At 64.4% G+C, this 24,153-nt stretch carries 21 protein-coding genes; 9 read left to right on the top strand and 12 right to left on the bottom strand.

Annotated features, from left to right (window positions below; translation table 11 throughout):
- Positions 1–29 precede the first annotated feature (29 nt).
- The 5 genes from AC1XDK_RS09205 to AC1XDK_RS09185 form a co-directional block, all read right to left on the bottom strand.
- Positions 30–980 carry an LLM class flavin-dependent oxidoreductase gene (locus tag AC1XDK_RS09205; RefSeq protein ID WP_483349546.1) on the bottom strand — a complete coding sequence of 317 codons (951 nt, stop codon included), beginning with the start codon at positions 978–980 and terminating at the stop codon, positions 30–32.
- Positions 977–2,353: a bifunctional hydroxymethylpyrimidine kinase/phosphomethylpyrimidine kinase gene (thiD, locus tag AC1XDK_RS09200; RefSeq protein ID WP_483349545.1), complete on the bottom strand. Its 1,377-nt coding sequence runs from the start codon at positions 2,351–2,353 to the stop codon at positions 977–979. The genes AC1XDK_RS09205 and thiD overlap by 4 nt, the downstream gene beginning before the upstream one ends.
- The gene (locus AC1XDK_RS09195) at positions 2,350–3,408 is read right to left on the bottom strand and encodes an AIR synthase family protein (protein WP_483349544.1); all 1,059 of its coding nucleotides are present in this window, start codon (positions 3,406–3,408) and stop codon (positions 2,350–2,352) included. The genes thiD and AC1XDK_RS09195 overlap by 4 nt, the downstream gene beginning before the upstream one ends.
- Positions 3,409–3,447: 39 nt before the next feature.
- The gene (locus AC1XDK_RS09190) at positions 3,448–4,461 is read right to left on the bottom strand and encodes an AIR synthase family protein (RefSeq protein ID WP_483349543.1); all 1,014 of its coding nucleotides are present in this window, start codon (positions 4,459–4,461) and stop codon (positions 3,448–3,450) included.
- 608 nt (positions 4,462–5,069) lie between these two features.
- Entirely contained in the window at positions 5,070–6,140 is a 1,071-nt protein-coding gene (locus tag AC1XDK_RS09185; protein ID WP_483349542.1) for a guanosine monophosphate reductase, read from the bottom strand.
- Between the two features lie 104 nt (positions 6,141–6,244).
- Between AC1XDK_RS09185 and AC1XDK_RS09180 the strand changes: the two genes are divergently transcribed.
- Entirely contained in the window at positions 6,245–6,565 is a 321-nt protein-coding gene (locus AC1XDK_RS09180) for an antibiotic biosynthesis monooxygenase family protein (RefSeq protein WP_483349540.1), read from the top strand.
- Between the two features lie 65 nt (positions 6,566–6,630).
- Complete coding sequence (gene mutS / locus AC1XDK_RS09175; protein WP_483349539.1) at positions 6,631–9,273, top strand: DNA mismatch repair protein MutS; 2,643 nt, start codon at positions 6,631–6,633, stop codon at positions 9,271–9,273.
- A gap of 12 nt (positions 9,274–9,285) precedes the next feature.
- Here the strand turns inward: mutS and nucS are convergent, their stop codons facing one another.
- Complete coding sequence (gene nucS, locus AC1XDK_RS09170) at positions 9,286–10,059, bottom strand: endonuclease NucS (protein WP_483349538.1); 774 nt, start codon at positions 10,057–10,059, stop codon at positions 9,286–9,288.
- Complete coding sequence (locus AC1XDK_RS09165) at positions 10,059–10,595, bottom strand: DUF6735 family protein (protein ID WP_483349537.1); 537 nt, start codon at positions 10,593–10,595, stop codon at positions 10,059–10,061. Before AC1XDK_RS09165 ends, nucS begins: the two co-directional genes overlap by 1 nt.
- Positions 10,596–10,708: 113 nt before the next feature.
- Between AC1XDK_RS09165 and AC1XDK_RS09160 the strand changes: the two genes are divergently transcribed.
- Positions 10,709–12,583 carry a glycoside hydrolase family 15 protein gene (locus AC1XDK_RS09160; RefSeq protein ID WP_483349536.1) on the top strand — a complete coding sequence of 625 codons (1,875 nt, stop codon included), beginning with the start codon at positions 10,709–10,711 and terminating at the stop codon, positions 12,581–12,583.
- A gap of 85 nt (positions 12,584–12,668) precedes the next feature.
- On the top strand, positions 12,669–13,010 hold the full coding sequence (locus tag AC1XDK_RS09155; protein ID WP_483349535.1) for a hypothetical protein: 342 nt from the start codon (positions 12,669–12,671) through the stop codon (positions 13,008–13,010).
- Positions 13,011–13,035: 25 nt separating this feature from the next.
- Here AC1XDK_RS09155 and AC1XDK_RS09150 read toward each other — a convergent pair whose 3' ends face one another.
- Complete coding sequence (locus AC1XDK_RS09150; RefSeq protein ID WP_483349534.1) at positions 13,036–13,800, bottom strand: NAD-dependent epimerase/dehydratase family protein; 765 nt, start codon at positions 13,798–13,800, stop codon at positions 13,036–13,038.
- A 159-nt stretch (positions 13,801–13,959) separates the two neighbouring features.
- Between AC1XDK_RS09150 and AC1XDK_RS09145 the strand changes: the two genes are divergently transcribed.
- Positions 13,960–14,181 carry a 30S ribosomal protein S17e gene (locus AC1XDK_RS09145; protein ID WP_483349533.1) on the top strand — a complete coding sequence of 74 codons (222 nt, stop codon included), beginning with the start codon at positions 13,960–13,962 and terminating at the stop codon, positions 14,179–14,181.
- A 16-nt stretch (positions 14,182–14,197) separates the two neighbouring features.
- Here the strand turns inward: AC1XDK_RS09145 and AC1XDK_RS09140 are convergent, their stop codons facing one another.
- Positions 14,198–15,388 carry an MFS transporter gene (locus AC1XDK_RS09140; protein ID WP_483349532.1) on the bottom strand — a complete coding sequence of 397 codons (1,191 nt, stop codon included), beginning with the start codon at positions 15,386–15,388 and terminating at the stop codon, positions 14,198–14,200.
- Positions 15,389–15,498: 110 nt separating this feature from the next.
- Here AC1XDK_RS09140 and AC1XDK_RS09135 point away from each other — a divergent pair, with 110 nt between their 5' ends.
- Positions 15,499–16,479, top strand: coding sequence for a WD40/YVTN/BNR-like repeat-containing protein (locus AC1XDK_RS09135; protein WP_483349531.1), 981 nt, complete (start codon positions 15,499–15,501; stop codon positions 16,477–16,479).
- An 8-nt stretch (positions 16,480–16,487) separates the two neighbouring features.
- Here AC1XDK_RS09135 and AC1XDK_RS09130 read toward each other — a convergent pair whose 3' ends face one another.
- The 3 genes from AC1XDK_RS09130 to AC1XDK_RS09120 all read right to left on the bottom strand — a co-directional run bounded on the left by AC1XDK_RS09130 (position 16,488) and on the right by AC1XDK_RS09120 (position 21,316).
- Positions 16,488–18,299, bottom strand: a complete 1,812-nt coding sequence (locus AC1XDK_RS09130; protein ID WP_483349530.1) for a S9 family peptidase — start codon at positions 18,297–18,299, stop codon at positions 16,488–16,490.
- A gap of 245 nt (positions 18,300–18,544) precedes the next feature.
- Positions 18,545–20,692 carry a catalase/peroxidase HPI gene (gene katG, locus AC1XDK_RS09125; RefSeq protein WP_483349529.1) on the bottom strand — a complete coding sequence of 716 codons (2,148 nt, stop codon included), beginning with the start codon at positions 20,690–20,692 and terminating at the stop codon, positions 18,545–18,547.
- A gap of 336 nt (positions 20,693–21,028) precedes the next feature.
- Positions 21,029–21,316, bottom strand: a complete 288-nt coding sequence (locus AC1XDK_RS09120; protein ID WP_483349528.1) for a hypothetical protein — start codon at positions 21,314–21,316, stop codon at positions 21,029–21,031.
- Positions 21,317–21,421: 105 nt separating this feature from the next.
- Between AC1XDK_RS09120 and AC1XDK_RS09115 the strand changes: the two genes are divergently transcribed.
- The 3 genes from AC1XDK_RS09115 to AC1XDK_RS09105 all read left to right on the top strand — a co-directional run bounded on the left by AC1XDK_RS09115 (position 21,422) and on the right by AC1XDK_RS09105 (position 24,081).
- Positions 21,422–22,306: a sulfurtransferase gene (locus tag AC1XDK_RS09115; RefSeq protein ID WP_483349527.1), complete on the top strand. Its 885-nt coding sequence runs from the start codon at positions 21,422–21,424 to the stop codon at positions 22,304–22,306.
- A gap of 30 nt (positions 22,307–22,336) precedes the next feature.
- Positions 22,337–22,609, top strand: a complete 273-nt coding sequence (locus tag AC1XDK_RS09110; RefSeq protein ID WP_483349864.1) for a DUF8152 family protein — start codon at positions 22,337–22,339, stop codon at positions 22,607–22,609.
- 92 nt (positions 22,610–22,701) lie between these two features.
- Complete coding sequence (locus AC1XDK_RS09105) at positions 22,702–24,081, top strand: FAD-dependent oxidoreductase (RefSeq protein ID WP_483349526.1); 1,380 nt, start codon at positions 22,702–22,704, stop codon at positions 24,079–24,081.
- Positions 24,082–24,153 lie beyond the last annotated feature (72 nt).

The following is a 24,153-nucleotide window of genomic DNA, read 5'->3' as shown; positions in this document are numbered from 1 at the left end:
AGGAAGACGGTTCCCTGCCGCCCGCCGATTCAAACGAGTTCGTCCGCGAGTACGGCCAAACTGTCGTCGCGCGGTGCGTCCGGAACGCTCAGCATGAACGCCTCGATACCGACCGCCTCGTAGCGTTCCAACTCCGACCGAATCTCGTCCGGCGTGCCGACCAACGCCGTGTCCACGTAGCCTCCGAGGAAGAACTCCCGCGGTTCGCTCGGTTCATCCGGCAGGTGGCGCTCTGTGAACCGGTCCCGCTTTTCCTCCGCCTCTGCCCGCGAGTCGGCGACGAACGCGAACAGTTCCGCGGATTTCGTGATGTCGTCGTACCGCGCCTCGTCCGCACAGTGGTCCCGGAGCACCGCCAACTTCTCCGCGAAGCCGTCGGGGTCGAGGGTTCCGTAGTTCCACCCGTCGGCCAGTTCGGCCGTGTACCGCAGGGTGAACTGCTCCCCGCCGCCACCGACCCAGATGGGCGGGTGCGGGTCCTGTACCGGTTCCGGACGACAGAACGCGTCGTCCACATCGAAGTGGTCGCCGTGGTGAGTGTACGACTCGTTCGTCCACAGCCCCTGAAGAACCTCGACCGTTTCGCGCAGTCGCTCGATGCGCGCGGCGGGCGGTTCGCGGAACTCGTAGCCGAAGCGCTCGAACTCGTCCCGGTACCACCCCGCGCCGAGTCCGAGGTCGAGGCGACCGTCGCTCACGCGGTCCACTGTCGCGGCCATCTTCGCCAGCAACGACGGGTGACGGTACGCCTGACAGGTGACGAGCGTTCCGAGTCGGATGCCGTTCGTCGCCTCCGCGAGCGCCGAGAGCGTCGTCCAGCACTCGTAGGTGTCCCGTTCGGTTTTCCCGATCCACGACTGGAAGTGGTCTTCGAGCCAGACGGCGTCGAACCCGCACGCTTCCGCATCGAGCGCCACGTCGTGGACGGTATCGTAGTCGTGGCCGTACTGCGGGAGGATGACTCCGACGTCGGCGTTCACGACGACCCTCCCGCTTCCAACGCGGACTGGAGGGCTAACGTCCGTCGCTGGAGTTCCTCCTCGTCCGTCGCGAGCAGTTTGACGATTGCCTCCTTCCCGACTTCGCCGCGGTCGATTATCGCCACGGGCGTTTCGTCAGCCGACTCGAAGGCTCGCTTTGCGCCCCACCCCATCGTACTTCCCTCCTGTTCTTTCACGGACTCGGGTTCCGCGTCGCGGTCGAACTCCGCGACTTCGCCGCTCAGCGTCGAGAGGGCGTCCTCCACGTCGGCGTCGAACCGGCAGTTGACGGCGAATCGAAGGTCGGAATCGAACTCACGGGCCGAGAGCAGGAACCGGGCTACGTGGCTCGATGCGCCGAATCGAACGCCGCGATTCGGGTTCACACCGGACAGGGTGCGGGTGATTCGCCCCTCGACGGCGGCGGTCTCTCCCGCGTTCTCGGCGTACGGCGTCGCCGCGACGACGTTCATGCCGACTTCGGGGACCAGCGCGCTCACGTCCCGTTCGACGAAGGAGCGGACGATTCGCTCGACCGCCTCCGCCGTGTCGTTCCGTGCCGCTCGGTTCCGGAGATCGGCGAGGTGGTGGACCGCTCCCGGTCCCTCGCCGACGTCGGCCGCGTAGCGGACCGCTCGCTCCATGAAGTCGGTGGCTCCCGACACCGCGGTTTCGAGGTCGTCGCCCAACGCGAACCGGGCGGCGACGGCGCTGGCGAGCGTGCATCCCGACCCGTGGGTCGCGTCGGTGTCGATTCGCGGGTGCTCGAAGACCGCCGTACCGTCGTCCGTGACGAGCACGTCCCGAACCGTCTCGCCGGGGACGTGTCCACCTTTCACGAGGGCGGCGTCCGCGCCGAGTTCGAGGAGCGCTTCTCCCGCCGCCGTGGCGCTCTCGTCGTCGGTCGGTTCGATACCCGTCAGAACCTCGGCTTCGTCCGCGTTCGGCGTGACGAGCGTCGCGTGTTCGAACAGGTCGGCGTAGGCCTCCTCGCCGTCAGCATCGAGCAGTCGGTCGCCCGAAGCCGCGACCATCACCGGGTCCACGACGACGGGGACGTCCACGTCGGCGACCTGCGACGCGACGCTTCGAACGACGGGAGCTTCGGCGAGCATGCCGGTTTTGACCGCTCGAACGTCGAAATCCGAGAGGACGGCCTCACATTGGGCTTCGACTTCCGCGACGGGAAGCGTGGCGAACCCTTCGACGCCGCGGGTGTTCTGTGCCGTGACGCTCGTGATCGCACTGGTGCCGAACACGCCGTGGGCCTCCATCGTCTTCAGGTCGGCCTGAATCCCCGCCCCGCCGCCGGAGTCGCTCCCGGCGATGGTCAGCGCGACCGGAATCTCGACCGGTGCGGCGTTTCGGGTCACGTCGATTTCTCCATGAACTCCTCGAAGGCGGCCCAGAAGGGGTCCACCTCGGGATGTGCTATCTCCTCCCCATCGACGGTGACACCGTCCCCGTCGTGCACGTCGCCGATGATTCCCGCGGGGATGTCGGCGTCGTCCAGCGCGGAAACGACGCGTTCCGCGTCCTCGGGTGCCACGGTCAGTAGGAGCGTCCCCTCGCTGATGGAGACCCACGGGTCGATGCCGAAGAACTCGCAGGTTTCTAACACGCCCGGTAGCACAGGCATGTCCTCGCTGCTCACCTCGAGGTGAACCCCGCTCGCGGTCGCCATCTCGACCAGCGCGCCGTGGACGCCGCCCTCCGTGGCGTCGTGCATGGCCGACACGTCGCCCGTCTCCGCCGCGACGCGGGCGTCCTCGACCGGACTCATGTCGTAGAATCGCTCTTTTGCCTGCTCGACGGTTTCCTCGGGGAGGTCCACGAGGTCCTCGAATTGGTTGCTCAACAGGCCGGTCGCTTCCACGGCGGGACCCTTCGTGAGCAGCACCTTGTCACCCGGTCGCGCGCCGTTCGGTCGGACGACCTTTTCGGGGTCGCCGACGGCCATCGCGGTGGCTCCGCCGACCATCGGGTAGTTGCACCCCGCGTATCTGGCCGTGTGACCGGTGACGACGCTGACGCCCAGTTTTCGGGCTTCCCGGTCGAACGTCTGCCAAACGGTCGCGAACTCCTCGTCGGTGATTTCCGGCGGCAGGTTGAAGTCCACCGCTAAATGGGTCGGACGGAGACCGCTGACCGCCACATCGCTCATCAGGATGTGAAACGCGAACCACGCCGCCCGCTCGAAGCCGAGCGAGGGCATGACGAAAATGGGGTCCGTCGCCGTCACAATCGCGTTTCCGCCGACCTCCAGAACATCGTCAGACTCCGTCTGACTGGCCATCGAGTCAAGCTCGATGACCCCGAAGTCCACGCCGTGCTGTGGCTGTAGCGTCACGTCGTCTCGCTCCGCGCCGAGATGCGGGAAGATGTACTCCTCGAAGAACTCGCCGTCCACTTTGCCTAACTCGCTCATCGGTCCGAAATATTATCTTGTGGTATTTATCCGTGGTGTTCACTCCCGTTCGCCCGACAACTCGGCGAACACCTGCCACGAGGGGTCTACGTCGGGATGCTCGATTCGGTCGCCATCGACGTACACACCTTCGCCCTCACGCACCGTCCCCATTTCGGCCGCCGGAATCCCGGCGTCGTCGAACGCGGCCAACACGTCCTCTGCGCCCTCCGACGCGACGGTCAGCACGAGCGTTCCCTCGGTCGTGGACGCCCACGGGTCGATGTCGAAGTACTCGCAGGCCTCCAGCACGCCCGGCAGAATCGGCACGTCGTCGTGGCTCACGTCGAAGCGCACTTCGGCGGAGCGGGCCATCTCGACCAGCGCGCCGTGAATCCCGCACTCCGTGGCGTCGTGCATGGCCGTGACCGGTCCCGCTTCGGCCGCCACCAGCGCGTCCTCGACCGGACTCATGTCGTAGAATCGCTCTTTCGCGTCCGCGATAGTTTCCTCGGGAAGGTCGATTCGGTCCTCGAACAGCGTCACCAGAAACCCCGCCGTCTCCACGCCCGGTCCCTTCGTCACGAGGACCTTGTCGCCAGGTCGTGCCCCGTCCGGTCGGACCAGATTCCCCTTCTCCCCCACCGCGAGCGTCGTCGCGCCGCCGACCCACGGATACTGACAGCCCGAATATCTCGCGGTGTGGCCCGTGACGACGCTGACGCCGAGGTTCTTCGCTTCCCGGTCGAACGTCCGCCACACCGTGGCGAACTCCTCGTCGGTGATTTCCGGCGGCAGGTTGAAGTCCACCGCCAGATGGGTCGGTCGCAGGCCGCTGACCGCCACGTCGCTCATCACGACGTGGAACGCGAACCACGCCGCCCGCTCGAATCCCAGTTCGGGCAGGAGCGAGAGGGGGTCGGTGGCGAGTGCGACGACTTGGTTTTCCAGTTCAATCACGCCGAAATCCACGCCGTGTTTCGGCCCGAGGAGTTCGTCGTCGCGGTCCGCGCCGAGATAGGGATAGATGTGTTCGTCGAAGAAGTCGCGGTCTATCTTCCCGAGGTCGCTCATACCGGTGGTATTTCGGCGGCGCACAAATACCGTGTTGGTTCGGTCGAAAACTGTATTGAAACGTTCTCTTCGTCGCGCTGGTTTCGTCTCGGTAACGAGGACGGAGGGGACTTTCAGGGTTCCCGCCACGCTCGCTACGAAAGAATCCTGACTCTAGTGCGATTTCAATCGCCGGGAAGGTGTCTTCGAAAGCCCCCGCCCGCTCGCGGCCACTCGACAACATATCGGGGACCTCTCCACAACGCCCGGTCCCCGATAACGGTCGCCGAGATGACCACGACAAACGCGACCGGGCGGTCCCTTTCAGTCCATCCACACCCGCTTCCGCACCGCACAGCACCACGACAGCCACACCCTCCCCAACCGATTGCGCTTCTCACTCACATTCGTTCGTTCCGGTGCTCATCCACCGTCAGAGCTTCCCTCTGACGAGCCATTCGCTCGTTCCTTCGTCACTCACGAAGACCTCGCACGCTATCAGCACAGCCCTTCGGACGATGGCTCGCGGCGACGCCGCTCGCTTTCGAGGTTTTCCAAAACCTCGCTGCCCTCAGGGTTGTCCCAGCGCGCGCCATATCTAAAATCGAAATGCGCGACGTGAAACCGGATTACTGCAGCGGAGCCAGTGCTTTCTCCTCCTCCGTTTTCACGTCCGCGAAGACCGAGTGAGCGCCTTCGCGTTCCCGCGCGCTCGGGGCGACCTGAATGAACTGGGCGTTCTCGCGGGCGGCGGCGATGTCGTGGCCGCCGCAGTAGCTGAGTCCAGAGCGGATTCCGGCGAGGAAGGTCTCGGTTTCGTCGGCGAGCAAGCCTTTGTACGCGGTGAGGCCTTCGATTCCCTCGTCGGCGTCGGGGGTGAGGTCCTTGTCGGTGCGGTTCGCGTTCGCGGCGGTGGAGGCCATGCCGCGCGAGCGCTTGAACGTCCGCCCGTCCACGGTCACGGTTTCGCCGGGCGCTTCCTCGGTTCCGGCGAAGAAGCTTCCCATCATGACGGTGTCCGCGCCTGCCATGAGCGCCTTCACGGCGTCGCCGGAGGTGCGGATGCCGCCGTCCGCGACGATGGGGGTTCCCAACTCGTCTGCCCGCTCCGAGCAGTCGTCCACGGCGGTCAGTTGCGGGACGCCCGCCCCGGCCACCTTGCGGGTCGTGCAGTGCGAACCGGGACCCACGCCGACCTTCACGCCGTCCGCGCCCGCGGAGTAGAGGTCGGAGACGGCCTCGGGTGTGACGACGTTTCCGGCGACGAGTTCCGCGTCCGGGAACTCGGATTTGATTTCCGAAACGGCGTCCAAACAGCGCTCCATGTGGCCGTGGGCGACGTCCACCATGATGCAGTCCGCACCCGCGTCGAGCGTGGCCTCCGTCCGGTCGATGAACTCCTCGTTGATGCCGACGGCGGCACCGACCTGTCCACCGGCCGCTTTCACCGCGCGCACCTGTTCGGCCTGCTCCTCGATACCCATGAAGCGGTGAATCGTGCCGAGACCGCCCATCTCGGCGAGGGCGATTGCGGCGTCCGTCTCGGTGACGGTGTCCATCGGCGCGGAGAGAAGCGGCGCGTCGAGTTCGAGGTTCGGCGTCAGATTCGTCGTGAGAGAGACGTTGCTCCGGCTATCGACCGGGGAGCGTTGCGGAACGAGCAGTACATCGCCGTACGAGAGACCTGTCCTGATGTCCATCGGTAACCTTCACTTCCGAGAGGCCGACTCCACTTAACTCCACTGGAAACGGACGGGAGCGATGGGCAGGAGCGTATTTCCGTCGGTGTGACGAACAGGATTCGATGACGACTATCGACACGGAAACGGACGTAACGACGCTCATCAACGTCCTCACGGTGGCTCCCGAGCGGCAGGACGAACTGGTGGACTTCCTCGCCAACGCCACCGAGGAGGCCATGCGCCACCTCCCCGGTTTCATCTCCGCGAACATCCACCGAAGCCGGGACGGAGAGCGGGTCGTCAACTACGCCCAGTGGGAGAGCGAAGCTGACTACGAAGCCATCTTCGAGCGACCCGACGTACGCGAACACATGGACGGGGCACTCGAACTCGCTACGGCGGACTACCACCTCTACGACGTGGCGTTCACGGACGAACGATAGGCCAAACCGGGAACCTGCGCCGCGATTCCGGTGGCTTATTGCCGTGCGGGGACTGGGTCTCACCCATGGACGCGGCGCTGGGGGCACCCGAGAAGATGGCCGAACACAGCGACGAGCTGACGCCGATGATGCGTCAGTACTTCGAGCTGTGTCGCCAGTACGACGATTCGATGGTACTGTTTCAGGTCGGCGACTTCTACGAGACGTTCTGCGAGGCGGCCGAGCGCTGTTCGAGGATTCTCGAAATCACGCTCACACAACGCGAGGACAACACGGGGACGTATCCGATGGCCGGAATCCCCATCGACAACGCCGAATCGTACATCGAGGCGCTGTTGGAGGCAGGGTATCGCGTCGCCGTCGCTGACCAAGTGCAGGACCCGGCGGACGCCTCGGGCGTGGTCGAACGTGCCGTCACCCGCGTCGTCACGCCCGGCACGCTGACCGAGGACGAACTACTTCACGGCGACGACAACAACTTCGTCGCCAGCCTCGCCCGCGACGACGGCTACGGACTCGCCATCCTCGACGTTTCCACTGGCGACTTCTACGCGACGACGGTCGAAACCGAGGGTGAGGTCCGCAACGAAGTGGAGCGCTTTGCGCCCACGGAAGCCATCGTCGCGCCCGCGTTCGACGCCGACGACGCGTCGACGCCCGACGTGTTCGACGCGGACTGTATGGTGACGGAGTACGAGGGTGCCACGTTCGGCATCGACGGCGCGAGCGACCTCGTTTCCGACTACTTCGGCCCGCCGGAACGGCTGTTCGCCACCGACGCCGAAGTCCGGGCCTGTGGCGCGCTCCTCTCCTACGCCGAGTACGTCCGCGGCGGCGAAGGGGCGGTCGACGAGGATGGAAGCGAGTACGTCGCGGACACCCGACTCGACTACCTCAACCACCTCACGCGCTACGACCCGCGCTCGTACATGCTGTTGGATGCGGTCGCGCTCACGAGCCTCGAACTGTTCTCCCCTCGTGCCGTCCATGGACAGGAGGAAGCCACCCTCGTCGGCGTCTTGGACGAAACGGCGTGTGCCCTCGGGAGTCGCAAACTCAAGGATTGGCTTCGCCGACCCCTGCTGGAACGCGACCGCATCGAGGACCGACTCGACGCCGTCGAGGAGTGGACGACCGCGGTGCAGGCACGCGAGGAGGTCCACGACCTGCTTCGGAACGTCTACGACATCGAACGCCTCATCTCGCGCGTCTCGCGTGGCCGGGCCAACGCCCGTGACCTGCGCTCGCTGAAGGCGACGCTCGACGTGGTGCCCGACATCGCGGACGCGATGGAGGGAGTCGAATCACCCAAGCTCCGAACGCTCCACGCCAATCTGGACGAGATGGCCGACGTACGGGACCGAATCGGCCGTGCGATTCCCGAAGAGCCGCCCATCGAAATCACCGAGGGCGGCGTCATCAAGTCGGGCTACGACGACGAACTCGATTCCCTCCGTGAGACGGAGCGCTCGGGCAAGGCGTGGATAGACGACCTCGAAGCGAGCGAACGCGAGCGAACGGGCGTCGGTTCGCTCAAAGTCGGCTACAATCAGGTCCACGGCTACTACATCGAAGTCACCGACCCGAACCTCGACAAGGTGCCCGAGGACTACACGCGACGGCAGACCCTGAAAAATTCCGAGCGGTTCTACACGCCGGAACTCAAGGAGCGCGAGGACGAAATCGTCCGCGCCGAACAGCGCGCCGACGAGTTGGAGTACGACCTCTTCCGCGAGGTTCGCGAGGCTGTCGCCGAGGAGTCCGAACGAGTGCAGTCGCTCGCCGAGACGTTAGCCGAACTCGACACCCTCGTCGCGCTCGCCGAAGTCGCCGCGAATCACGGCTACTCTCGCCCCGAAATCGTTCCCGAGGGAATCGAGATTCGGAACGGTCGTCATCCGGTCGTCGAGCGAACCCAATCCTCGTTCGTCCCGAACGATACCCACCTCGACCACGACACGCTCGCAGTTATCACCGGGCCGAACATGGCCGGAAAATCGACGTACATGCGGCAGGTCGCGCTCATTTCCATCCTCGCACAGGTCGGCAGCTTCGTGCCCGCCGACGAAGCGCGCGTCGAATTAGTGGATCGCGTGTTCACCCGCGTCGGCGCGAGCGACGACATCGCGGGCGGTCGTTCGACGTTCATGGTCGAGATGACCGAACTCGCGGATATCCTCCGCGACGCGACCGACCGGTCGCTGATTTTGCTTGACGAAGTGGGTCGCGGAACGAGTACGACGGACGGTTTCGCCATCGCCCGTTCGGTGACGGAACACATTCACGACGAAATCGGCGCGAAGACGCTCTTCGCGACGCACCACCACGACCTCACCGCCGTCGCCGCCGACCTCCCGAACGCCACGAACCTCCACTTCGGCGCGACGGAGCGGGACGGCGACGTTGTCTTCGAACATCACATCTCGGAGGGCGCGACGATGGCGTCCTACGGCGTCGAAGTCGCGGGGCTCGCGGGCGTGCCGGAGTCGGTCATTCGACGCTCGAAGGAGTTGCTGGCCGAAAGCGACGGGGTAGATGCAACGGATTCCGATTCCCGAGATACCGATTCGACCGACTCCGCCCCCTCTCCGTCCGCGTCGGCCGCTTCGGACGACGTACTGGCCGAACTCCGACGAACCAACGTCGCGGACACGACGCCGCTCGAAGCGTTGCAACTGCTCGATAAGCTGAAAGGGCAGTTGGATTGAACGACTGCCGTTTTACGGTTCCAACGAGACGAACTTCAAGCCGCTTTCGGCGAGCATGTTGCGGGCGCGTTCCGTCACCGACGGCGCGACGAGGACGCCGCGAACCTCGGCCTCGGCATGCAGGTCACGGTGGAGGGCGTCCACGTATCGCCGGAGTTGCCCCACCGCATCGGGGCCGACGCGCCGCCGTTTGAGTTCGACGACCATCGTGATTCCGTCCGCGTCCTTGCCGTAGATGTCGATGGCACCCGCCGCCGTCTGCCGTTCCGTTGCGAGCGGCGTGAACCCGGCTTCCACCAGGTCCGGGTCGTCCAGGATTCGTTGGCGGAGGTCCTCCTCTGTCCCCGCGAGCGACAGTTCCTTCGCGTCGGTAACGTCGAACGCCGACACCTGTACGAGGCGTTCGAACTGGACTTCGAGCGATTCGCTCGGACTCGTCCGTCGACTCCCGACGCGGAGTTGGCCGTCCACGAGTTCAGTGGCGAGGATGCCGCCCGGCGGTTGCCAGTTCACCGGTTTCTGTCCCTCCTCGGTGTGGACGAGTGTGGTTCCGTCGGGTTTGAGGACGACGAGGCGGTCGCCCGGTCCGAGATAGCTCTCCGCGCGTCCGTCGTAATCGACGGTACAGCGGCCGAACATGGTCACGAGGTCCCCTCGTTCCACCGCCGTTTCGACGTGTGCCAGCGCCTCGTCGTGTGTCGGCCTTCGAAGCGTGGCGGGGTCCGTATCGTTCGTCTGCGTCACTTCCGGATGGTAGATGGTAGTCGGATAAAAACCGATTGCCATCAGCGCACGGAAATCACCTCCCGACGGCTTCCCGTCCACTCGCCGACGCGAGCGTCGAGGTAGTCGTGTGCCGCCGCTCCGTCGAGCGCTTCCCGACGGACCATGTCCCGAACCACCACCCTCGTCGCGCGAAACCACCGTCGAACGCGTTCGGAATCGCGCTCGGAGTTGACAGCGAGGAGGACGCCGGCATGCGGGTCGTCGTCGGTGGAGGTGCCGAACCACAGCGGGAGGAACGCGGTGACGACCCAGGCGAGCGAGACGACGTAGAACGCCTCGTACGTCCGATAGTCGAACGTGGCGGCATCTTCGAACGACAGCGCCCGTTCTCGCGGTGTCGGGTCGATGGCCGGGGTCCATGAGGCCGGAGTTCGTTCCTCCCGTTTGGCCGCGAACGGCGTTTCCGCCGTGATTTCGTGGCGCAGCGTGAGGTCGGTCGCACCCCAATGGGCGTAGTGGCGGTCGTAACGGCCGTCCGGTCGCTCGTACGCGACGAGTGCTCGGTGTCCCACGGTGGCCGGGAGTGCTCCCGTCATCGCATAAAAACGTACGCCGACCGGCCCGAATATGAACGGCAATCCGCCCAAAGCTTCAATTCGTTTCTCGGTCGAACTATCAGTATGACGCAGTTTTCCGGAGGTGCGAAACGGTGACTCGCTACCCCTCCCTCGAACGGTACGGACTCATCGGCAATCTGGAGACCTGTGCGCTGGTGAACGACGAGGGTGAAATCGAGTGGCTCCCCATGCCCCACGTCGAGTCATCGAGCGTGTTCGCGAGCGTCTTGGACGCCGAAGACGGCGGTTACTGGCGGATTCAGCCCACCGAACCGTTCGACGCGGAGCAGTCGTATCTGGACGAAACGAACGTGTTGAAGACGACGTTCGAGACGGCTTCCGGTCGAGTACGTGTCATCGATTTCATGCCCGTCCAGGACGACGGGACGGAGCGCGCCGTCTACCGTAAGGTGGCGGCCCTCGAGGGGAGCGTCGAACTCGAACTGACGTTCGAACCACGCCTCGACTACGCCCGCGGAGAGACGGCAGTGGAGTCCGTCGAGAACGGGATTCGAGTTACGGACGGAGACGGCGACGATGGCGGCAGAACGGACGACGGGGAGTTCGTCTTCCTCTCGGGCGGCGTCGGATTCGAGATGGACGAATCGACGGTACGAACCACGTGGTCGGTATCGGCGGACGAATCGACGTGGTTCGTGCTGTCTCACGACGAGACGAGGCAGGCGGAACCCGACGATTGTGAGGGCCGCCTCCAACGAACCACCGAATTCTGGCACGATTGGGTGCATTCCTGTCCCGACGGCTGTACGTTCAGCGGAGTGGCACACGACCTCGCGATTCGGTCGGGGTTGGTACTCAAACTGCTCACCCACCGCGAAACGGGGGCCATCTGTGCCGCACCGACCACCTCGCTCCCGGAGAACCCCGGCGGGGTTCGAAACTGGGACTATCGCTACAACTGGATCCGTGACGCCGCGTTCACGATTCAGGCGCTCGCCAACCTCGGCCACACCGCCGAAGCCGACGCGTATCTGAATTGGTTTCTCGACCTCAGTCACGCGAACCATCCGACCCAACTCCAACCGCTGTACGGACTGCACGGCGACCCCGACCTGACGGAACGGACGCTCGACCACCTCTCGGGCTACCGCGATTCGACCCCGGTTCGCGTCGGCAACGCGGCGAAGGACCAGCGACAACTCGACATCTTCGGCGAACTCCTCTTGGCGATATTCGAAACCGCCGAACCCGACGACTTCTCTCCCCACGACTGGGGCGCGATTCGCGGCATCGTCGAACACGTCTGCGACGTATGGGACGACCCCGACGCGGGAATCTGGGAGGTCCGCGGCGGGCCTCGCCACTTCGTCCACTCGAAGGTGATGTGCTGGGTCGCCATCGACCGCGGCCTGCGAATCGCCGACGAGTGGGAGTTCGACGCCCCGACGGCGGAGTGGGAGGAGACCCGCGACATGATTCGCGGCGAACTCCTCGAACGAGGATACGACGACGAGATCGGGAGCTTCACCCAATCGTACGACTCGAAATCGCTCGACGCCACGGCGTTGTTGATTCCCATCGTCGGCTTCCTTCCGTTCGACGACGACCGGGTGCAGAACACCATCGACGCCGTCCGCGACCGACTCGAAGCGGACGACAACGGCCTCGTTCGGCGCTACAACGGCACGGACGGCTTGCCGGGGGAGGAGGGAACCTTCGTCATCTGCTCGTTCTGGCTCGTCTCCGCGTTGGCGCTCTCCGGACGCGTCGAGGAGGCGCGCGACGTGTTCGAATCGGTCTGCGAGCACGCGAGTCCGCTCGGCCTCCTCGCCGAGGAAATCGACCCGGAGTCGGGGAGATTGTTGGGGAACTACCCGCAGGCGTTCAGTCACGTCGGATTGGTCAACGCGGCGTTATACCTCGGCATGGCCGAACGCGGGGAGAACCCTCATCCGAAGACTATCGGCGCACGACGGCAGTCCGACGGTCCGCCGCAGATGGAGTAGCGCCGAACCGGTCTGACGGCCGCGACAGCCCTCGTCGTGGACGACCGGACGCGACGTAAAGCCGTTCGAACGTGTACGCGATGGTATGGCCGAAACACCACTACCGACCGCACCGATACCGTCGGTGTGGTTCGCTCGTCCGACGCTCTTCCTGTTCGCCTTCCTCGCGCTCACGTCGCAACTGCCCGTCGTCCTCGATATCTACAGTTCTCTCCTCTGGCGGCTTCTGTTCATCCCGTCGTATTTAGTGATGCTCTTCCTCTACGACGCCCCGTGGGGGCTGGAAAACGTGGTCTACGCCCTCGATGGCGTCTTCGGCGGTGGGAAGCTACTGTGGGAAGCCGGACTGTTCGTCACGTACTACCTGTTCGCGGTCGTCGTGACGTGGCTCGTTCGACTGCTGACGGGCGTTCGCCGGACCGAGTAGACCGGTTTCCCGTTCGTGAACGCCTTCAGTCGAGGACTTCCGCCGCGTTGTCCCGTGGCCGGTAGCCCAGCGCACGTTCGCTCCAGAGGAGCGAGAGGAATCGTTCGTCGTTCCGCGAGGTGGCGTGGGCGGTGACGGTCGGTTCCGGTAGGTCCGCCGTCACGGCGGCGTGAATCACGTCGCGGCAGTCTCGCGGGCTGAGCCACATGGCGCGAGCGAAGCGGGCGTGTTCCTCCGGTTCGTCCTGTGTCTCCCGAAGCTTCTCTTCGGGAATGAGCCAGCCGATTCTGAGGTTGACGACTTCGATGCCGTAGCGGTCGGCGTAGTAAGTTCCCAGCGCCTCGCCGGTCACTTTGCTCACGCCGTAGTAGGAGTCCGGGCGCGGCGGGTCGTCGTGGTATATCGGTTCGGCCGTGTCGGGCGTCATCGTCTCCGTTTTGGTCCTGTCCGCCGCGTTGTACATCCCGACGGCGTGGTTCGAGGAGGCGAAGACGACCCGCCGAATTCCGTGTTCGCGCGCCGCCTCGAAGACGTTCCGCGTCCCTTCGATGTTCACGTCCACGGTGCTTCGCCATTCCGCCTCCGGCGACGGGTTCGCGGCGAGATGTACCACCACGTCGTGCCCGGACAAGGCGTCCGAAAGCGCGTCGTAGTCCGTCACGTCACAGAGTACGCTGTCGATGTCGTCGTGTTCGCTGTGGGTGAGCGGCGTCACGTCGAACTCGTCGAGGGCGGTCAACGACTCCCTCCCGACGTTGCCGCCGGCACCCGTCACTGCAATCCGTGTCATGTCGGCGAGGTTGGTTCCTGACGACCCTATAATCCTCGGCCGAGCTGAGTCAATAAATCAACAGGTTCGGGTGGTCCATCGAACGGCCAGTTTCAGTTTCCGCCTTCCGGTAGTAATCCCACCCCAACGGTTTTCCCGGAGTGGGTTGACGACGTTCCAATGCCAGTCCAACCAGATTACGTGAAGAAGGTGGGTGGAATCCTGTTGGAACGATATCCGAACGCGTTCACCGACGATTTCGACCGGAACAAGGAGAGCGTGACCGCCCTGACGAACGTCGATTCGAAGAGCGTCCGCAACAAAATCGCGGGGTACATCACGAGACGGGACGGGGAACCGCCGCGAACGGTCGAGAGGGACCAGTCACGTCCCGTCGAGTGAACTCGGTGCGTGTTTCTCACGACGTACTGGTCGTCTCCGTCCCCGCTCGGACGGGCGACCCCCAGAGGGCGACCAGCGCGAGTCCGACGAGGACGACGACGCCGACGCCAGCGACGGTGACCAGCGGCGAATACGCGTCGGCGACGAACCCACCGATGAGGGTGAGGGGAAGCCGTAGCGCCGCATAGGCCATCGACGCGGCGGAGAGGACGGTCGCCCGTCCGACGGACTCCGAGTGGTCGTTGATGTACTGGTTGACCAACGGCCGGAGGAGCGTGTTCGACCCCGTTCGGGCGACGAACATCGGGAGAGCGAGGAGGGGCGCGAACACCGGCAGGACAAGTGAGACACAGAGTATTACGGGGACGAGCAGGGTCGTCGTTCGGAGCCCGAAGGTCTCCTCTATCGCCCCGGCGTAGTAGCTCGCTCCCGCGGAGACGAGCGTGAATCCGGCGTACAGCGGACCCATGAGTTCGACTGGAAACCCGAGCGGGCCCGTCGCGATGGGCTGGACGTAGCTTTCTACCACCCCAACCGCGGCGAAGAACAGCGCCACGTAAGCCACGAACGACCGAAGCGGGGGGACCGAGAGGTGGCGACGAATGACGTCGATGGCGTCGGTGGGCGAAAGCACGTCGTCGCCGTCGCCGTATCCCCGGTTGCGGGGAAGAGCCAGCAACACGACCACGCCAGCGCCGTTCAGAACGCCGGAGGCGAGAAACGGCAATCGCGGGTCGAGTTCGTACAGCACGCCCCCTGCGAGTACCGTGACGACCGTCACCGCGCGATTGACGGCCATGCCCCGGCCGCGGACGCGGGCGAACTCGTCAGCGTCCAGTTCGACGCGGAGGTGGTCGTAGAGCCACGCGTCGTCGCTCCCGGAGCGGAAGACGAGCGCGAGCGTCCAGAGGACGTACAGCACCGCGAGCGCGAGAAACGACCGTGCGACGACGAAGCCGAGGATGGAGAGCGTCATGCAAACCGAACTGACGACGAGGCTGTCCCGGCGGCCGATTCGGTCCCCGACGTAGCCCGTCGGTATCTCGCCGACGATGGTCAGCGTCGTGTACAGCGTACTCAGCAGCGCGATTTGCGTGTAATCGAGGTTGCGGTAGAGGAGAAACAGGGTGAATATCGGCGAGAAGAACCCGAACGAGACGGTCGCTTGATAGCAGTAGTATTTGTAGATTGCTGAAAGGCGAGCCATCGAATCGGCGTTCGGCCGAAGGAGGGTAAACCGTTTCCTGAAACGCATTCCTGTAGAAAAATTGCTATTAAATCCACAGATTCAGGCGGGTGGAGCGCGTCATACAAACCATGAGACTGTACGCCGCGATGCGAAACGGCCTGTTCGTCGTCGATGAAAGCGGAACCTCCTCCGTTCGGCTGACGGACCACGATTTGGAGTGCGTCGCCGCGGCGGGCGAACGGGTCTTCTGTGGCACGTTCGACGCCGGTCTCTTCCGAAGCGAGGACGGCGGCGACTCGTTCGAATCGGTCGGCGAGGGGGCGATTCCCGAGTCGGTGATGTCGCTCGCCGTCGGCCCCTCGGACCCGGACACCGTGTGGGTCGGCACGGAACCCAGCGCGGTCTATCGAAGCACGGACGGCGGCGAGTCGTGGGAACACCGCGACGGACTGACCGACCTTCCCTCCGAACCGAACTGGTCCTTTCCACCCCGACCCCACACCCATCACGTCCGGTGGATAGAACCCGACCCGTATGACCCGGACCACCTCTACGTCGGCATCGAAGCGGGAGCGCTCGTCCAGACGTACGATGCGGGCGAGACGTGGGAGGACAAGGTGCCGACCGCCCGTATCGACAACCATTCCTTGACGACCCACCCCGATGCACCGGGGCAAGTTTGGTCCGCCGCCGGGGACGGCTACGCCGAATCCGAAAACGGTGGCGAGACGTGGGAGTACCCGCAGGAGGGACTCGACCGTCGCTACTGCTGGAGCGTCGCCCTCGTACCGGACGACCCGGACACCGTCCTCCTCTCCAGCGCGACGGGACCGCGAACCGCCCACAACGCCGATTCCGCGGACTCCATCGTCTCGCGAAAACGGGACGGCGAACCGTGGGAGCGATTGGACGGCCTTCCGACCGGGGAGGGCGTCACCCGAACCGTCTTCCGGTCGGGCGACTCGGGCGGGGAACTGTACGCCGTGAACAACCGCGGCATCTACCGAACCGAGGACGCCGGGACGACGTGGCGAGAAGTGGTCGAGGGGTGGCCGACCGAGTTCGAGCGGACGACGGCACGCGGATTGGCGGTCGTCCACGACCGCTGAGACGGTACTCAGTTCGTCGCCACCCGACGGTCGAGGAAGTCGGCCACGAGTTCCATCGACCGAATCTTCTGTTCGATGTCGGTGCTGCCGTGTCCCTCCTCGCCGAGTTCCTCGTACTCGAAGTCGCCGTTTTCTCCCTCCTCGAAGCCGTCTTCTTCCAGCGCGTCGCGGAAGAGTCTAGCTTGTGAAACCGGCACCCGACGGTCGTTGACGCCGTGGACCATCAGGAGTGGCGAACTGAGGTTTTCCGCGTACTCGATGGGGCTTCGTTCCCGGTAGAGGTCGTGGTTCTCCTCGGGGTCGCCGAGGTACTTCTCCATCAGTCCGGTCTGGAAGTGCGGCATCGTGTTCTCGTACATGTCGTGGAGGTCGGTGACGCCGACCCACGCGATACCCGCAGAATACAGTTCGGGGTACCGGACCATCTGCCAGTAGGCGCTGTAGCCGCCGTAGGACCCGCCGTACACGACGACTTCGTCCTCGTCTATCCAGTCATTGTCGCGGAGCCATCGCGCTCCCTCGGCGACGTCGTCCTGTTCGCCGCCGCCCCAGTCGCCGATGAGGCGCTCTTTGAACTCGCGTCCGCGACCCGCCGACCCACGATAGTTGATTTCGAGAACCGTGTAGCCGCGGTTCAGGAAGAACTGGGTCCGCCGTTTGAAGTTCCGCTGGTCCTGTACCGGCGGGCCGCCGTGGACCTTCACGACCGCTTTGGACGGGCGTTCCCCGGAGTCGTACAGCAGGCCGCCGATTTCCGTCCCGTCGTGCGACTCGAACGTGACGTACTCCGCGTCGGTGAACGTTTCCGGGTCGATATCACCGTAGACCGGTTCGAGGAGCGTTTCGGTTTCGCCCGATTCGAGGTCGTGGACGAGCAGCGCGGGGCGCCGTGTCGGCGTCGTTTCTTCGACCAGCACGCGTCCGTCGCCGAGGAGGGCGGCATCGCCGTAACTGGAGAAGGAGGCGACACCCGTCGGGAGGTCGAGTTCCGTCACGGTTCCGTCGAAGTCGTACACTAACGGAACGACGGCGGCACGGCGCGTCCGAAGCGCGAGGAAGCCGTTTCGGTCGGGGAGGAACGCGACGGCCTCCTCGACGTGTTCGCCGTCGCCGAACCACTCGACCGACTCCGTTTCGAAGTCGTATATACCACAGCGGGTCTTATCCTCCGCGTCGTCCGAGACGAGGAGTTCCGTTCCGTCCGCCGACCAATCCTCGAAGTGGCTCTCGCTGCCGTCGATGCCGAGTTCGAGGTTCCGGGGATTCGACCCGTCGGCGTCGGCGACGTACACGTCCATGTTGGTCATGTCGTCCGACTCGTTGGTCATGTAGACCATCCGGTCGCCGTCGGGACCGTAGGACGCGAAATAGACGCCCAACTCGTACTCGGTGAGTCGCTCGTTCGTCCCCGTCTCACGGTCGTATTCGTAGAGGTTCATCTGCCCGCCGACGCTGCTCACGTAGAGCAATTTCCCGTCGTGAACGTCGGTGAGCAGACACTGTCCGGAGTCCTCGACGACCGGCGCGGCGTTGCCATCGAGGTCCATCTCCCAGATGTCGTTCTGCTCGTCGCCGGCATCGTCGAGATGGAAGTAAACGCGTTCGCCGTCCGGTGCCCACATGAACGGATGCCGCGCGTTTCGCGGAACCTCGCCGTCGCTCACCTGCCGCATCTCGCCCGACGCCACGTCGATAACGTGGAGTTCGTTGCGGCCGGTGTCGTCGTAGTAGACGGCGACCTGTTCGCCGTCGGGTGACGCCGCCGGATGGTTGAACTCCGGGAGGCGTGCGAGGGCTTCGAGGGAAAACTCTCCTGTCATCGAATACGAATGTGAAACGTCGGCATATCAACCTTTCCCGAAGCGCAGTTCTGTATCGACTCTAACAGCTTCGCGCGCGGAATCGAAAAATCGAAATAATGGATTCGCTCGAACGCCGCGAGAAAAATGTCGGCACGCCGGTTCGTAGAGCCGTCACGACACTTCCGTGAGACCCTGTCGGGACCGTGATTACGCGACATCGAGACGCGGTACACGGTCATCGACACGGCGAGTCGTGACTGCGGTTACTCGAGGTCGAAGCGGTCGAGTTTCATCACTTTGCTCCACGCGTCGACGAAGTCGCTCACGAACTTCTCCTCACCGTCGTCGGCACCGTAGACTTCGGAGACGGCTCGGAGTCGGGAGTTCGAACCGAAAACGAGATCGAAGCGGGTCGCCTCCCACTCGACTTCGCCCGTCTCCCGGTCGCGTAGCTCGAAGACCTGTTCGTCGTCCGAGACCGGTTCCCACTCGTAGTCCATGCCGAGCAGGGTCTGGAAGAAGTCGTTGGTCAGCGTCCCCGGTTCGTCGGTGAAGACGCCGAGGTCGCTGTCCTCGTAGTTCGCGCCGAGCGTGCGCATGCCACCGATCAGCACCGTCATCTCGGACGCGGTCAGGTCCAGCAGTTCCGACTCGTCGACCAGAATCTCCTCCAGTTTACGGTCGTGCTCGCCGCCGAGGTAGTTCCGGAACCCGTCGGCTTCCGGTTTGAGCACGTCGAAGGATTCGACGTCGGTCTGTTCCTGCGTGGCGTCCGTTCGTCCCGGTTCGAACGGAATTTCAACGTCGTATCCGGCGTCGGCAGCCGCCTTCTCGACGGCCGCGGAGCCGCCCAGAACTATCAGGTCGGCGAGCGATACTTTCGTCCCGTCGGACTGCGAGCCGTTGAAGTCCTCCTGAATCCCTTCCAAGGTCTCCAGAACGTCCGCCAACTGCTCGGGCTCGTTGACCTCCCAGCTCTTCTGCGGTTCGAGGCGGATGCGCGCGCCGTTCGCGCCACCGCGCTTGTCGCTGCCGCGGAACGTCGACGCCGACGCCCAAGCGGTCTTGACCAGTTCGGAGACGGACAGTTCCGAATCGAGGAGTTCCTGCTTGAGTTCGGCGACTTCATTCTCTCCGATGAGGTCGTAGTCGGCTTCGGGCAGCGGGTCCTGCCATATCATCTCCTCGTCAGGGACCTCCGGACCGAGGAACCGGGACGACGGGCCGAGGTCGCGGTGGATGAGCTTGTACCACGCCTTCGCGAAGGCCTCTTGGTACACGCTCGGGTCGTTCTGGAAGCGTTCGAGGACTTCCCGGTAGTCGGGGTCCCTCTTGAGCGCGATGTCGGTGGTGAGCATCATCGGGTCGACCGACTCGTCGGAGTTGTGGGCGTCCGGGACGGTTCCCTGTGCCTCCTCGTCGACCGGCCGCCACTGCCACGCGCCGCCGGGGCCTTTGTGGGCTTCCCACTCGTAGTCGAGCAGGTTGTTGATGTAGCCCATGTCCCATTGGGTCGGTGCGGTGGTCCACGGTCCTTCGATGCCGCTGGTGATGGTGTCCGGACCCTTACCTTCGCCGTGGTCGCTATCCCAACCGAGACCCTGTTCTTCGAGGGGTGCGGCTTCGGGGTCGGGACCGAGGTGGTCGCCGGAGTCCGCGCCGTGGACCTTCCCGAAGGTGTGACCGCCCGCGATGAGCGCCACCGTCTCCTCGTCGTTCATCGCCATGTTTCCGAACGTCTCGCGGATGTTGTGAGCCGACCCCTCGGTGTCCGGCTCGCCCTGCGGGCCTTCCGGGTTCACGTAGATGAGCCCCATCACGGTGTTACCGAGCGGCTCTCCGAGGTCGCCCTCCTCGTCGAAGCGGTCCAGGGAGGCGCCTTCCCATTCGTCCTCGGGACCCCAGTTGACCGCGTCGTCGCCCTTGAATGAATCCTCGCGGCCGCCGGCGAAGCCGAACGTCTCGAAGCCCATCGATTCCAGCGCGACGTTCCCGGTCAGCACGATGAGGTCGCCCCACGAGAGCGCGCGGCCGTACTTCTGCTTGACCGGCCAGAGCAGTCGGCGTGCCCTGTCGAGGTTCACGTTGTCCGGCCAACTGTTGATAGGGGCGAGGCGCTGGCGTCCGCCGGACGCGCCGCCGCGGCCGTCCCACGTGCGGTACGTCCCTGCGCTGTGCCACGCCATCCGAATGAACAGCGGCCCGTAGTGGCCGTAGTCGGACGGCCACCAGTCCTGGGACGTCGTCATCACGTCTTCGATGTCCGCCTTCACTTCGTCGAGGTCGAGCGACTCGAACGCCTCGGCGTAGTCGAACTCCTCGTCCATCGGGCCGACGTCCCGGGCATTCTCGTCGAGGAGTTCCACCTTCAGGTGCTCCGGCCACCAGTCGTGATTGGTGCCGAGCGTCATCGGGCGACCCCCCGAATCTCCTCGCGGTCGAATTGGGCTATCGTCTCGAAGCGATGGTAGTCCTCTCTCTCGTAATCGGATTCTACCGTGCCGTGTTTGGGTAAGTCCTCGGACATTAACTGGCTCTCCTGTGCGTAGAAGATAAGAGGTATTGTTTATAAATTTGCCGCTTATGTTTTCCATTCCCGTCCTTCAGTTCCAGATGACGGTAGTTCAGTTCTTGTATACCAAACAATTCTTCCAGATTCGTAAAACAGCGTCGAAAAGATCGACGGTGACACGAAAACGATGGGAGGAACGGGACGACTCGGACGGCACGTGTTTCCGTCGAGAGGGTCAGCGTGACGGAACGACGGCCTCGCCGTCCGTTCGGTCGGCGGCGGCGCGTCGGGTGGACGTATCGTCGTTGCCGAGCAGTTCGAACAGCTCGCGGAGGTCGGTGTCGGGACCGTCCTCTCGAAGCAAGCCGATGGCGTGGTCGATGTCGTCGATTCGACGCTGGGCGCGGTCGTACCGCGCTCGAAGTTCGACGTTGGCTTCGGCGATGGCGATTCGTCCCTCGTGAATCGCCTCCCGTGACTCCCGGAGCGTCGAAACCATCTGGCGTATCGAGGTGCGTGACATACGCGAAACCACGTCGAGCACGAAAGTAGTCCTGATGGTAGACACAGTCTCCCTCGATTCGTGCTGGCCGAGAGAGTTTTGCCGGGCGGCGTCGTCCAGAGTTCGATGCCAGAGTACGAACACGACGTTCTCGTCTCGGCGGATTGGGTGGAAGACCACAGGGAGGCGTTCGAGAGCGACGACCCCGACTACCGGTTGGTGGAGGTGAACAGCCCGGAATCGCCCGACAGCGACTTCCCGTCGCGCTACGACGACGGGCACATCCACGGCGCAATCGGGTTGCAGTGGGACGAGGACCTCTCGGACGAAACCGAGCGCGACATCCTGAAGAAAGCGGACTTCGAGGAGGTGGCGGGCGACGCCGGAATCACGGAGGACTCCACCGTCGTCTTCTACGGCGACGGGTGGATTCCGAACTGGTTCGCGCTGTACGCCTACTGGGAGTTCAAATACTACGGCCACGAGGACGCCCGCGTACTGAACGGCGGGAAGGACTACTGGGTCGAAAACGACTACGAACTGACCGAAGAGGTCACCGACCACTCGGCACAGCAGTACCACGCCCGCGGTCCCTTCGAGGGGATTCGGGCGTACAAGGACGACGTGGACAAGGCCATCGAATCCGGCCTGCCGCTCGTTGACGTGCGCTCCCCGGAAGAGTTCACGGGCGAAATCATCGCTCCCGAAGGGTTGCAGGAGACGGCCCAGCGCGGCGGCCACATCCCCGGCGCGAGCAACGTCCCGGTCGCACAGGTCCTCGCCGACGACGGACGGTTCAAGTCGGCGGACGAACTGCGCGAACTGTACGCCGACCACGATGTAGACGGGGAGGAGTCCATCATCGCCTACTGCCGCGTCGGCGAGCGCTCGTCCATCGAGTGGTTCGCGCTTCACGAACTGCTCGGCTTCGACGACGTGCGCAACTACGACGGGTCGTGGACCGAGTGGGGGAACTTGGTCCGGGCTCCCATCGAAACCGGCGAGGAATAACTTCTTTTTCGACCCCCACGAACCACGACCATCACCGACCTTCATCAACTCGTCGCGGACCTGTACGGCCAGTTAGAGGCGACGGCGTCCCTGCCGGTCGCTACCCGCCCGAGCCAGTATCTCGGCGAAGCACAAGCGGTCGTCGGGGACGCCAGAGGCGCACCCGAACCGGTCGTGGAAAAGCGCGTCTCGCAGGCGGACGAACTGCTCTCACACGTCGAGGGGACGGGCAGCGAGGAAGCGGACGAACACGTCGAACGGGCGCGGGAGTTGGTGGACGAAATTCTCTCCGAACAGAAGTGAGCGCCGCCGCATCGTCGACCCTCCGACGTCATTTTGCGTGGTAACAGTTAACATACACCTCGACGAAGCCTACGATGGGGAGGGATGTCCGCATGACCTTGGCAACCGTTCCACGGTACGACGGCGCAAAATCGACCGACAGGAGCGGGACGGCGGTGGTGATCGGAGCGGGTATGGCCGGTCTGGTTACCGCGCGGGTGCTGACCGATTGGTTCGAGGAGGTCAGGGTCATCGACCGGGATTTGTTCCCCAACGAACCGGTTGCACGCCGTGGCGTACCACAGGGACGCCAACCGCACGCGCTCATGGAGGCCGGGCGAGCGACGCTGGAGGACCTGTTTCCGGGATTCAGCGAGGACGTCGTCTCGGCCGGTGGAACGGTCCTCGATTTCTCCACCGACGTGAATTTCTACAGCGAGGGCGACTTTCTCGCCCACGGGCCGAACCGCATGGAGACGATTTCCGCGAGTCGGCCGCTGTTCGAGCAGGTGGCCCGACGACACGTCTCCGAACTCGACCGGGTGCTGGTACGCCCGAACTGCCAGTTTACGGAGTACCTCCACGACGACACGGTGTCGACTGTCGAGGGTATCGCCGTTCGTGACGGTACCGAGCGGACGGAATTACACGCCGATTTGGTGGTCGACGCCACCGGCCGGACGAGCAGAACGCCGAACTGGCTGGTGAGCCACGGATACACGTCGCCGCCGCTCGATACGGTCCGCATCGACGTGACGTACAGCACGACGTTCATCGACCGACCGCCCGACGACCTCCGGACGTATCTCGTGCCGCCGTCCTCGCCCCGCACTCGTGGCGGCATGGCCGCACCCGTGGAAGGTGACCGCTGGGTGGTGAACGTGAACGGCGTCCACGGTGACGTCCCGCCGACGGATTTCGAGGAGTTCTCGGAATTCGCCGGGAGCCTTCCCGTCACCGAACTGAAGCGGTTACTCGACGACCACCCGCCGGTTTCCGAGCGCATCGACCGCTATCCGTTCCCGTCCAATCGGCGATACCGCTACGAAAAGCTCGACCGATTTCCCGAGGGACTACTCGTCGTCGGTGACGCGATAGCCAGCTACAATCCGGTGTACGCGCAGGGTATATCGGTGGCCGCGCTCGAAGCGCTGGTACTCCACCACACCATGTCTGCGGGCGGTCGGGACCGTCTCGCGCTCCGCTTTTTCGACCGCGCCGCGTCGGTCATCGATACCGCGTGGTTACTGGCAGTCGGGAACGATTTCGGGTTCGAACGAACGACCGGTTCCAAACCACGCGGTACCGATTTCATCGGTCGGTATCTCTCCCGGTTGCTTCGCAAGGCGCACACCGACGACGTGCTGTCCGCCGCGTTCCTTCGGGTGATGACGATGGAGCAACCGCCCACGTCGCTGTTCTGTCCGCCCCTCGCGTGGCGCGTCCTCAAACCGACGGGTTGGTCGGTCACGTACGGACGGCATCGAGCGTGACCCCGCCGAACCGTGCGACGGATTCGACAGCAAGGTCTGTCGATTCGGGAGCCTTTAACACACTTCGTTACC

It is taken from the genome of Haladaptatus sp. HS23 (assembly GCF_056892285.1).
Note: the sequence above shows the minus strand (reverse complement) of the source record. Positions and strands in the feature narration are given on the sequence as shown.

Coding starts and splice junctions, on each gene's coding strand:
- AC1XDK_RS09195 (WP_483349544.1), bottom strand. CDS start 3,408: ATGAGCGAGTTAGGCAAAGTGGACGGCGAGTTCTTCGAGGAGTACATC.
- AC1XDK_RS09105 (WP_483349526.1), top strand. CDS start 22,702: ATGACCTTGGCAACCGTTCCACGGTACGACGGCGCAAAATCGACCGAC.
- AC1XDK_RS09135 (WP_483349531.1), top strand. CDS start 15,499: ATGAGACTGTACGCCGCGATGCGAAACGGCCTGTTCGTCGTCGATGAA.
- AC1XDK_RS09120 (WP_483349528.1), bottom strand. CDS start 21,316: ATGTCACGCACCTCGATACGCCAGATGGTTTCGACGCTCCGGGAGTCA.
- AC1XDK_RS09190 (WP_483349543.1), bottom strand. CDS start 4,461: ATGAGCGACCTCGGGAAGATAGACCGCGACTTCTTCGACGAACACATC.
- mutS (WP_483349539.1), top strand. CDS start 6,631: ATGGACGCGGCGCTGGGGGCACCCGAGAAGATGGCCGAACACAGCGAC.
- AC1XDK_RS09155 (WP_483349535.1), top strand. CDS start 12,669: ATGGCCGAAACACCACTACCGACCGCACCGATACCGTCGGTGTGGTTC.
- nucS (WP_483349538.1), bottom strand. CDS start 10,059: ATGGCAATCGGTTTTTATCCGACTACCATCTACCATCCGGAAGTGACG.
- AC1XDK_RS09115 (WP_483349527.1), top strand. CDS start 21,422: ATGCCAGAGTACGAACACGACGTTCTCGTCTCGGCGGATTGGGTGGAA.
- AC1XDK_RS09180 (WP_483349540.1), top strand. CDS start 6,245: ATGACGACTATCGACACGGAAACGGACGTAACGACGCTCATCAACGTC.
- AC1XDK_RS09150 (WP_483349534.1), bottom strand. CDS start 13,800: ATGACACGGATTGCAGTGACGGGTGCCGGCGGCAACGTCGGGAGGGAG.
- katG (WP_483349529.1), bottom strand. CDS start 20,692: ATGACGCTCGGCACCAATCACGACTGGTGGCCGGAGCACCTGAAGGTG.
- AC1XDK_RS09130 (WP_483349530.1), bottom strand. CDS start 18,299: ATGACAGGAGAGTTTTCCCTCGAAGCCCTCGCACGCCTCCCGGAGTTC.
- AC1XDK_RS09165 (WP_483349537.1), bottom strand. CDS start 10,595: ATGACGGGAGCACTCCCGGCCACCGTGGGACACCGAGCACTCGTCGCG.
- AC1XDK_RS09185 (WP_483349542.1), bottom strand. CDS start 6,140: ATGGACATCAGGACAGGTCTCTCGTACGGCGATGTACTGCTCGTTCCG.
- AC1XDK_RS09140 (WP_483349532.1), bottom strand. CDS start 15,388: ATGGCTCGCCTTTCAGCAATCTACAAATACTACTGCTATCAAGCGACC.
- AC1XDK_RS09145 (WP_483349533.1), top strand. CDS start 13,960: ATGCCAGTCCAACCAGATTACGTGAAGAAGGTGGGTGGAATCCTGTTG.